This window comes from Curtobacterium sp. PsM8, from assembly GCF_030433875.1.
GTDB lineage: Bacteria > Actinomycetota > Actinomycetes > Actinomycetales > Microbacteriaceae > Curtobacterium.
On the sequence record NZ_JARUXD010000102.1, the window covers coordinates 1 to 8690 of the forward strand.

The window sequence follows — 8690 nt, forward strand, 5'->3', positions numbered from 1 at the left end:
CCGTTGCCAGCTGGCAACGGGCCTCCCGTTCGTCTGTGGCCGGCTCCGGCGGTGTCAGCCAGCCGCGGGCGGGACCACGTCCCAGTGCTCGCGGATCAGCCCGCCGTCGACACGGAACAGGTCCGCGGCGAGGAACGGGCTGTCCGCCGAGGCACCGACCGGGCGGGAGAACGTCCACACCAGGTCGCCGTCGGACAGGGAGACCACCGACTCCTGCGCCGGGAATCCGGTACCGCCGCCGAACAGTTTCTTCAGCGCGGCCGTGCCGTTCGGCGCGACCGGGTTGTGCTGCAGGTACCCCGGGTCGAAGTCGCGGTCGAGCACGGACACGTCGTGGTCGCGGAACAGGGTGTCGTAGGCGCTGACGGCGAAGCGGCGGTTCCGCTCCTCCTGCCGCTCCGACGGGTGGCGCTGCGCGGCCGGGGCCCGGTACAGGTCACTGAACATCGTGTTCGTGTTGCCGCTGGCCGGCTTCCCGGTCGCCACCGGCTGGGCGAGCGACCAGTGCTCGACGACCCGACCGCCGCTGACCCGGAAGAGGTCGACCGCGGCCTCGCCCTGCCGCTCGTCGTGGACGTCCGCGGTGAGCTGCCAGTGCACCGCGACCAGGTCCCCGTCGGCCGCCAGGTGCTTCACGACCGCGTGGGCCCCGGCGATCCGGCCGTGGTCGGCACGGAACGCGGCGAGGAGCCCGGCCGGCCCGGACTGCCCGCCGTGGGAGACGGCGTCCGGTGCGACGATGCGGCCCGCGGTCCGGACGGCGGCGGCGCTGGACGGGGCCGGGAAGACCTGGGTGAACAGCCGCCGGACCAGGCTGGCGTCGGCGCGCTCGGCGGCGGCGTCCAGGCGGTTCCCGGTGCCGCCGGACGCGGACCCGGACGCCGACCCGGTCGCGGCAGAGGTGGTCGCGGGGGACGTGGTGGTCGAGGGGGCGGCCGAGGCCGGACCGGCGGAGCAGCCGGCGAGCAGGGCGGCGCCGGCGGCTGCAGCGGCAGCGCGCGCGAACAGGAGTGCTGTCGTTCGTGGTGTCGTCATGGCGTCACCCTCGGGGCGGGGGCTGAGTCCTCCCGGCGAGACCCCGGTCCCGCTCGTGAGGACCCGCACATCACGAGCACCGCTCACCAGGACGCAGCGACGACCCAGCGAGGAGCAGGACGCAGCGAGGACCGGGAGCGCACCGCGGCCGGGTCCGTCGCCGAGTTCGCCGCCGGGCCTGGTAGGAACGGTGCATGTCCTCGACCCGCACCCCTGATCCCGATCCCGACTCCGGCTCCGGCTGGCTGTCGGACGAGGAACTCGCGTCCGTCCGCCGTCGTCTCCCGATCACCTACGTCGAGGCGGTGCCCGTGCGGCTCGACGGCCTCGGGGTCGTGACCGAGGTCGGCGTCCTGCTGCGGGTGTCGCCCAGCGGCTCGATCGCGCGCACGCTCGTCTCCGGCCGGGTGATGTACGGCGAGTCGATCCGCACCGCGCTGTTCCGCCACCTCGAGAAGGATCTGGGACCGATGGCGTTCCCGCAGCTGCCGGCGAGCCCGAACCCCTTCACGGTCGCCGAGTACTTCCCGCTGCCCGGCGCCTCGGTGTACACCGACGAGCGGCAGCACGCGATCTCGCTCGCCTACGTCGTCCCGGTCACCGGGACGTGCGAGCCCCGGCAGGACGCCCTCGAACTCACCTGGATGACTCCGATGGAGGCCGCGTCCGACGCCGTCGCGGACGAGATGGAGGGCGGCCGCGGCACGCTCCTCCGCGCGGGCCTGGCCTCGGTCGGCGCGCTGCACTGAGTCGCACTGCACTGAGTTGCACTGCACTGACCGGCGCTGCACCCGGCACACGACGAAGCCCCCGGATCCGATCGGATCCGGGGGCTTCGCAGCGCGGTACGAGACCGGCTTGGTTACTTGTCGTTCTTGAAGCTGTCGGCGACGCCGTGCGCCGCGTCCTTCACGTCCGTGACGCCCTGCTTGGCCGAGGCCTTGCCCTGGTCGGTCTGGCCTTCGGCCTTCAGGCGGTCGTTGTCCGTGGCGTTGCCGAGGGCTTCCTTGGCCTTGCCTGCCGCCTTCTCAGCGGCGTTCTTGATGTCTTCGATCCCAGCCATGTGCGCTCCTCTCGACAACGGAAAAAGTCGCCGGCAGTTGCTCGCGCTCCCGCCGGTGACCAGAACCGTACGCTCGTCGTCCGTGGTCTTCGGAGGAAGCGTTCAGGACCAGGGTCAGCGGCCGGTACCGGCCGGACGGGAGGCGCGGCGCGAGCCACCACGACGGCCTGCGGGAGCAGCGTCGTCGCGCGGCGCACGGCCGGCGCTGTAGCCGCCGTCCGAGGACCAGACCGACGCCGAGCCACCACGGGTGGTGTCGGAACCGGCACGACGCGGGGCACCGCCACGCTGACCGGCCGAGGCGCCACGACGGTCGTCACGACCGGCACCCTCGGCACGACCGCCACGGCGGGCACCGGAGCCGGCCGAGTCGGAACCGGCGGCGGAGCGTCCGGCGGAGGACGAGCCTCCCGAACGGCCACCGGTGCCACCGGCGGGGGCGCCACGACCACGCGAGCGGCCACGGCCCTGGCCGGCGGCGTCACCGGACGACTGACGGCGCGGCTGCTGCTGCTGCTGCGGTGCCGGGGTGGTGTCCTCGCGGTACGGGGCCACCTCGCCGACGAGCTCGGTGACCGCCGCGGAGGTCGCGGTGACGTGCTGCGGGCTGACCTTGATCGCCGCGGCACGCATCATCTGCGCGACGTCGCGACGCTCGGCCGGCATCGTCACGGTGACGACGTCGCCCGACGAACCGGCACGGGCGGTGCGGCCGGAACGGTGCAGGTACGCCTTGTGCTCGGTGGGCGGGTCGACGTGCACGACGAGCTCGACGGCGTCGACGTGCACACCGCGGGCGGCGACGTCGGTCGCGACGAGGACCAGGGCGTCGCCGGAGGAGAACCGGGCGAGGTTCCGCTCACGGGCACCCTGCGACAGGTTGCCCTGCAGGTCGACGGCCGGGATGCCCTGGCTGGAGAGCTGCTTGGCCAGGCGCTTCGCGTGGTGCTTTGTGCGCATGAAGAGGATGCGACGGCCGGTGCCGGAGGCGAGGGCCTTGACCAGGTCCTTCTTGGCGTCGGCGTCCGCGACCTCGAAGAGGTGGTGGGTCATCGCCTCGACGGGGCTGTTCTCGTCGTCGACCGAGTGCATCACCGGGTCGTGCAGGAACTTCTTGACGAGCTTGTCCACGCCGTTGTCGAGCGTGGCGGAGAACAGCAGACGCTGGCCCTTGACCGGGGTCGCCTGCATGATCTTGGTGACGCCGGGCAGGAAGCCCATGTCGGCCATGTGGTCGGCCTCGTCGAGGACGGTGACCTCGATGGCGTCCAGGTGCACGTGGCCCTGCTGCATGAGGTCCGCCAGGCGGCCGGGGCAGGCCACGACGATGTCGACGCCGCGGTTGAGGGCCTCGACCTGACGGCCCTGGCCGACACCACCGAAGATGGTCGTCGTGTTCAGGCCCATGGCCTTGGCGAGGGGGGCGAGGGTCGCGTCGATCTGCGTCGCGAGCTCACGGGTCGGGGCGAGCACGAGGGCACGGGGGCGACCGGCGCGACGGTTTCGGGACGACGCTGCCAGGCGGGCGGCCAGGGGGATCGCGAAGGCGATCGTCTTGCCGGAGCCGGTGCGGCCACGGCCGAGCACGTCCTTGCCCTGGAGCGAGTCGGGCAGGGTGTCGACCTGGATCGGGAAGGCGTTCTCCTTGCCCTGGGCGACGAGGACGTCGACCATCGGGGCGGGGACACCGAGGTCGGCGAACCGGACGTCGGTGCTGTCAGCGCTCTGGGTGGTGCTGGTGTTCTGTGTCGTGCTGGAGTTCTGGGTGGTCATGGTGACCTCTCGGGCCCGGGAGGGCCGGAAGGGCGCGCGGTCGAGGCCGGCGCGGGCGGGAGCGCATCCGCTCAGCGGTCCGGGTCCTGGTGGACGTCGGCGCTGGAGTGCGGGTGCTGTCGCCGCAGCAGAGAGCCTGGCACCGGGATCTGCGCCACCGGACGGATTCCGGGGCGAGGGTGGTGCGCGATACACATCGGTGTCGGTTCCGCACGCGATCCGACCAGACACGGGAGTCTGTTCGGGTGTGCGGGACACCGGGAGGTTTCGGGGGCGTCCGTACGACGCACGAGGCGATCGGCGCCTCGAGTGGTCCCAGCATAGCGGCCTCGGGCGTCGGAACGGGAGGGGCGTTCGCGTCGGGCGTTGCGATCCGGTCTCGACGACGGCGGCACGGGCGGGTCACCACCACGTGCGAGGATGCCTCGTGCTCTTCCGCAGGTCCCTCGTCACCACCGCCCTGCTCGTCGTCGCCGTCACCGGCCTGACGGCCTGCGCCGCCCCGTCCGGATCCGCGGGCACCACCCCCGGCGCGCACCGCACCGTCGACGACGCCGGGACGGGAGGCGCGACCGCCGGTGCCGACGTCGCCGCGCGTGCCCTGCCCACCGGCGGCATCCCCGACTACCAGCTCGGCGGCTCGTACACGCCACCCGCCGGCGTCACCGTGGTCGAACGGGACAGCACGGAGAAGGCCGCCGCCGGCGTGTACGGCATCTGCTACGTCAACGGGTTCCAGACCCAGCCGGAGGACCGGGCGTCCTGGCTGTCCGAACACCCCGACGCCGTCCTCCGCACGGCCGCCGGCAAGCCCGTCATCGACCCGGGGTGGCCGGACGAGCTCATCCTCGACACCCGGACCGCGAGCGCCCGGGCCACGATCACCTCGGTGCTGTCACGGTCGATCGCCCGCTGCGCCGACCACGGGTTCGACGCCGTCGAGTTCGACAACCTCGACTCGTGGACCCGTTCCGGCGGCCGGATGACCCGCTCGGGGAACCTGGCGCTCGCCGCGTCGCTCGTCCGGGTCGCCCACCAGCACGGCCTGGCCGCCGCCCAGAAGAACACCCCGCAGCTCGGCACCGCCGGACGGGAGCGCACCGGGTTCGACTTCGTGGTCGCCGAGGAGTGCGTGCAGTACGACGAGTGCGCCGCCTACACGGACGTGTACGGGGCGCGCGTGATCGACGTCGAGTACGCGGACACCCTCAAGGGGAAGTGGTCCGCCGTCTGCGCGATGACCGACCGCCCGCGGATGACGATCCTCCGCGACCGGGACCTCGTGCCGGCTGGCGAGGACGGGTACGTCTTCCGCCACTGCTGAGCGCGGCGGGCGTGGTTCGCGGCGGGCGCTGTTCGCGCTGAGCGACACCGCTCGTGTGTGCCGGGCCGCGCGATGTCGCCCAGCGCGAACCCGGGCCGGACCGGCTACGCGGGCCAGGCGTCGTGCAGCGCGGCCGCGGTCTGGTCGGCCGACAGCCCGGCCTCGCGTGCGGCGGCGACCAGGGCGGCCGCGGCGTGCGTGACCGACTCCGGCACCGCGGCCGGTCGGACCACCCGGGTGCCGGCACCGCGTGCGGTCTGCACGAGCCCGGCTTCCTCGAGCAGCTGGTAGGCCTTCGCGACCGTCCCGGCGGCCAGCCCGAGTTCGGCGGCCAGTCCGCGGACACTCGGCAGGCGCTCCCCGTCGACCAGGTACCCGGCGGCGATCTGGGCGGCGAGCTGCGAGCGCACCTGTTCGAAGGGCGGCACGCGGCCACCGGCGTCGATCGCGACGAATCCGGACATGCGGTCCACCCTAGGAGCCGTACCGCTCGCCGACCGGGACCGCCACGGGCAGGGTGTTGCCGGGAGGCGCGAGCGGGCACGCCCACGCGGGATCGTACGCGCACGACGGGTTGTAGGCGAAGTTGAAGTCGAGGACGAGCTCACCGTCCGTGTCGCCCAGGTCGGAGCCCTTGATCGTGTCGATCAGGTAGCGCCCGCCGCCGTACGTGCCACCGGGCTTTCCGGCGCTGGCGTCCTTCACGGGGACGAACAGGCCGCCCGCGTAGCCGCCGTGCTTCCAGACGTCGAGCGATCCGACCCCGGGGACCTGCACGACACCGAGGCGGTCGAAGTGCACGATGCCGTCGGTGCCGGTCTCGACGTCGAGCACCTTCGGCTCGGCCTCCTCGATCCGGGCGTGGAAGCGCCAGGCCGGGTCGTAGGCCGGGAAGGGCAGCGACGTGAAGCCCTCGGCGTCCTCGGGCAGCAGCGGGCTGGCCGGGTGCCCGGCGAACATCGCGTCGCGACCCTCGCGCCACAGCGTGTGTGCCGCCTCGGGCTCGGGCGTGGCCCGGACCCGGCGGAAGAGGTCGAACGTCTCGCGGCGCCAGTCGGCGGTGGCGAGGGCGGTGCGGACGCGGTCGGTGGTCTCCGTCTGGGTCACGTCGACGAGCGTACGCTCACGCCCGCCAGGTGGGGGCGAGGGCGCGCATCCGGAACGCCCGCCACTGCCAGATGACCCACATGCCGGGCCAGAGCGCGATGCCGAGGAGCGCGGGGCGCGTGCGGTAGGTCAGGCGGTCGCGGAACAGGGTCCGGCCGTCGGGGAGGGCGGAGACGGCCATCCGGTGGCGCATGTCCATCCGGGCGAACAGACCGCTCGTGCCGCCGCCGCGGTCGACCTGGATCGGGACGCCGTCGGTCTCGTGCAGGTCGATGTCGACGTGGCTCGTCCCGCTCGGCACCAGGCCGAACGTGGACGCACCGATCGGGTGCGGCTGGTCCGGCGTCCAGTGCTCCGGGAACCCCGCGGGGTCGAGCGAGCGGTAGACGAGGAACGGCTTGGTGACGGCGACCATCACGGACGGCCGGAGGAGGGCGTCCCGGACGGCGTCGACGGGAGCGTCCAGGACGATGCGGAGACCGACGTGCATGCGGCGGACGCTACGCGGACCGGCTGGGGTCCGGCCGCACCGACCGGCTGCGGTGTGGGGGCGGCCAGGCGTGGCGCTCGGTCGTGGCGGGGCTCAGGCGTGGCGTGCTGACCGGCGGCGGGCACCCTCGGCCCGGTCGTGGCTGCGCAGACGTTCAGACAAGGACAGACGGACCGTCGGCCACTCCGACTGGATGACCGAGAACACGACGGTGTCGCGCATGCTGCCGTCCGGCCCGACCGAGTGGTTCCGGAGGACGCCGTCCTGCTTCGCACCGATCCCGGCGAGCGCCGCGCGGGACCGCGTGTTGTGCCAGTGCGTGCGGAACTCCACGGCGATGCACTGCCACGTCTCGAAGGCGTGCGAGAGGAGCAGCAGCTTCGCCTCGGTGTTGATGCCGGTGCGCTGCGACGAGGCGGCGAGGAACGTCGAGCCGATCTCCACCCGGCGGTTCGCGTCGTCGAGGTGCAGGAACGTGGTGGACCCGACGACCCGACCGGTCGGCCGGTCGCGCACGGCGAAGGGCACCATCCGGCCCGCCGACTGCTCGGCCAGCCGCCGTTCGATCTCCGTCTCGACCTGCGACGGCGCGGGGACCGAGGTGTACCAGGCACGCCAGAGGTCCCCGTCCGCCACCGCGGCCCGCAGGTCGTCCGCGTGCTCGAGCGACAGGGGCTCGAGCGTGACGCGGTCGCCGGTGAGGGTGGGCGCGGGGTCGGTCTCCATGGCATCGGATCGTACCGGCCGGCGCGGACACCCCGGCTGCGAGCACCCCCTGCCGTCTCGGTATCGTGTCGGCGTGCAGGAGCGAGGGCAGCGGGGGTACCAGGTGCGGTTCGGGTGGGGCGCGGCGGGTGCCGCACGGATCGCGGCGGACGCGCACCTCCTCGTCTGGGTCGACGTGCTCCCGGCAGCGGCAGCGGCAGCGGCGCCCGGGGCGGACGGCACGCGCGCACCCCTCGCGTTGCTGCCGGACGGACCGGAGGTCGTGCTCGGCCACCTGGGGAACGTGACGGCCGTCGCGGAACGGGTGCTGCGCCTCCAGGCCGACCGGGGGGACCGCTGTGTCGTGGCGGTCGTCGCGGCCGGCCATGTCGACGAGTCGGTCGGCGGCGGCACGGCGGACGACGCCGGCGAGTTCCCCGACGTGCCCGCGGTGCCGGAGTTCGCGGTCGAGGACCTGCTCGCGGCCGGCGCGGTCGTGGACGCCCTCGTGACCAGCGGCGTCGACCACACCTCGCCCGAGGCGGCGGCGGCCTGTGCGGCGTGGACTGGTCTCCGGCAGGCGGCCACGCACCTGGTGACCGCGTCGGAGTCCGCCGGTGCGCTCGACGTCGACCGGGTGCACGCGGCCCTCGCCGTCGGACCGGAGCTGGTCACGCTGCGGCCGTCCACCGAGCGGGCGTAACGTCCCGAGTCGACCGCCGTCCCACCGACGGCGAAGAACGAGGAGTGAGCCATGCAGGCACTGATCGGTGACACCGTCATCGCGGAGGCCCCGGAGACGGACCTCATCCAGATCGAGGGCAACTGGTACTTCCCGCCGGCGAGCGTGAAGACCGAGTTCTTCAGCGAGAGCCCCACGCAGTACCACTGCCCGTGGAAGGGCGACACGCAGTACTGGACCGTGACCGTGGACGGGCAGCAGCACGTCGACGCCGCATGGTCCTACCCGCAGCCGATCCCGACGTCGTTCGACCGCGTCGGCAAGGACTACAGCGGGTACGTCGCGTTCTGGAAGGACGCCAAGGTCTCCGAGTGAGGCCCCGGGCCCCCCCCCCCCGGGGGGGGGGGGGGGGGGGGGGGGCCCCCCCCCGCGCGCGGCCGCCGGGGGCGGGGCGGGCGAGCGGGGGGGGGGGGGCCGGGGGGGCGGCCCCGCGGCGCCCCCCCGCGCCGCC

11 protein-coding genes are annotated in these 8690 nt (G+C 73.7%); 4 read left to right on the forward strand and 7 right to left on the reverse strand.

The features are described from left to right. Positions 1-54: 54 nt before the first annotated feature. Complete coding sequence (locus QCD68_RS16105; RefSeq protein WP_301223750.1) at positions 55-1035, reverse strand: nuclear transport factor 2 family protein; 981 nt, start codon at positions 1033-1035, stop codon at positions 55-57. A 194-nt stretch (positions 1036-1229) separates the two neighbouring features. Between QCD68_RS16105 and QCD68_RS16110 the strand changes: the two genes are divergently transcribed. Further along, on the forward strand, positions 1230-1784 hold the full coding sequence (locus QCD68_RS16110) for an NUDIX hydrolase family protein (protein WP_221849474.1): 555 nt from the start codon (positions 1230-1232) through the stop codon (positions 1782-1784). Between the two features lie 113 nt (positions 1785-1897). Here QCD68_RS16110 and QCD68_RS16115 read toward each other — a convergent pair whose 3' ends face one another. Then, entirely contained in the window at positions 1898-2098 is a 201-nt protein-coding gene (locus QCD68_RS16115; protein ID WP_111073976.1) for a CsbD family protein, read from the reverse strand. 114 nt (positions 2099-2212) lie between these two features. Further along, the gene (locus tag QCD68_RS16120) at positions 2213-3772 is read right to left on the reverse strand and encodes a DEAD/DEAH box helicase (RefSeq protein ID WP_301223754.1); all 1560 of its coding nucleotides are present in this window, start codon (positions 3770-3772) and stop codon (positions 2213-2215) included. A 526-nt stretch (positions 3773-4298) separates the two neighbouring features. Between QCD68_RS16120 and QCD68_RS16125 the strand changes: the two genes are divergently transcribed. Then, positions 4299-5195: an endo alpha-1,4 polygalactosaminidase gene (locus tag QCD68_RS16125; RefSeq protein WP_258376637.1), complete on the forward strand. Its 897-nt coding sequence runs from the start codon at positions 4299-4301 to the stop codon at positions 5193-5195. Positions 5196-5299: 104 nt separating this feature from the next. Here the strand turns inward: QCD68_RS16125 and QCD68_RS16130 are convergent, their stop codons facing one another. The 4 genes from QCD68_RS16130 to QCD68_RS16145 form a co-directional block, all read right to left on the reverse strand. Next, positions 5300-5659, reverse strand: coding sequence for a GntR family transcriptional regulator (locus tag QCD68_RS16130; protein WP_111074195.1), 360 nt, complete (start codon positions 5657-5659; stop codon positions 5300-5302). Positions 5660-5669: 10 nt separating this feature from the next. After that, positions 5670-6302 carry a DUF1684 domain-containing protein gene (locus QCD68_RS16135; RefSeq protein ID WP_111073973.1) on the reverse strand — a complete coding sequence of 211 codons (633 nt, stop codon included), beginning with the start codon at positions 6300-6302 and terminating at the stop codon, positions 5670-5672. A gap of 16 nt (positions 6303-6318) precedes the next feature. Next, on the reverse strand, positions 6319-6792 hold the full coding sequence (locus QCD68_RS16140) for a hypothetical protein (RefSeq protein WP_111073972.1): 474 nt from the start codon (positions 6790-6792) through the stop codon (positions 6319-6321). Positions 6793-6885: 93 nt separating this feature from the next. Then, positions 6886-7518: a GNAT family N-acetyltransferase gene (locus QCD68_RS16145; RefSeq protein WP_301223751.1), complete on the reverse strand. Its 633-nt coding sequence runs from the start codon at positions 7516-7518 to the stop codon at positions 6886-6888. A 73-nt stretch (positions 7519-7591) separates the two neighbouring features. On the opposite strand from QCD68_RS16145, the gene QCD68_RS16150 reads away from it, so the two are divergent. After that, a complete protein-coding gene (locus tag QCD68_RS16150) occupies positions 7592-8200 on the forward strand; it encodes a 2-phosphosulfolactate phosphatase (RefSeq protein ID WP_301223752.1) in 609 nt (202 codons plus the stop codon). A gap of 51 nt (positions 8201-8251) precedes the next feature. Further along, positions 8252-8554: a DUF427 domain-containing protein gene (locus QCD68_RS16155; RefSeq protein ID WP_301223753.1), complete on the forward strand. Its 303-nt coding sequence runs from the start codon at positions 8252-8254 to the stop codon at positions 8552-8554. The last annotated feature ends 136 nt before the right edge of the window (positions 8555-8690 follow it).

What these genes read in the sequence shown, in the direction of transcription:
- QCD68_RS16105 (WP_301223750.1), bottom strand. Translation starts at nt 1,035, where the DNA reads ATGACGACACCACGAACGACAGCACTCCTGTTCGCGCGCGCTGCCGCT.
- QCD68_RS16110 (WP_221849474.1), top strand. Translation starts at nt 1,230, where the DNA reads ATGTCCTCGACCCGCACCCCTGATCCCGATCCCGACTCCGGCTCCGGC.
- QCD68_RS16115 (WP_111073976.1), bottom strand. Translation starts at nt 2,098, where the DNA reads ATGGCTGGGATCGAAGACATCAAGAACGCCGCTGAGAAGGCGGCAGGC.
- QCD68_RS16120 (WP_301223754.1), bottom strand. Translation starts at nt 3,772, where the DNA reads ATGGTCGACGTCCTCGTCGCCCAGGGCAAGGAGAACGCCTTCCCGATC.
- QCD68_RS16130 (WP_111074195.1), bottom strand. Translation starts at nt 5,659, where the DNA reads ATGTCCGGATTCGTCGCGATCGACGCCGGTGGCCGCGTGCCGCCCTTC.
- QCD68_RS16140 (WP_111073972.1), bottom strand. Translation starts at nt 6,792, where the DNA reads ATGCACGTCGGTCTCCGCATCGTCCTGGACGCTCCCGTCGACGCCGTC.
- QCD68_RS16145 (WP_301223751.1), bottom strand. Translation starts at nt 7,518, where the DNA reads ATGGAGACCGACCCCGCGCCCACCCTCACCGGCGACCGCGTCACGCTC.
- QCD68_RS16155 (WP_301223753.1), top strand. Translation starts at nt 8,252, where the DNA reads ATGCAGGCACTGATCGGTGACACCGTCATCGCGGAGGCCCCGGAGACG.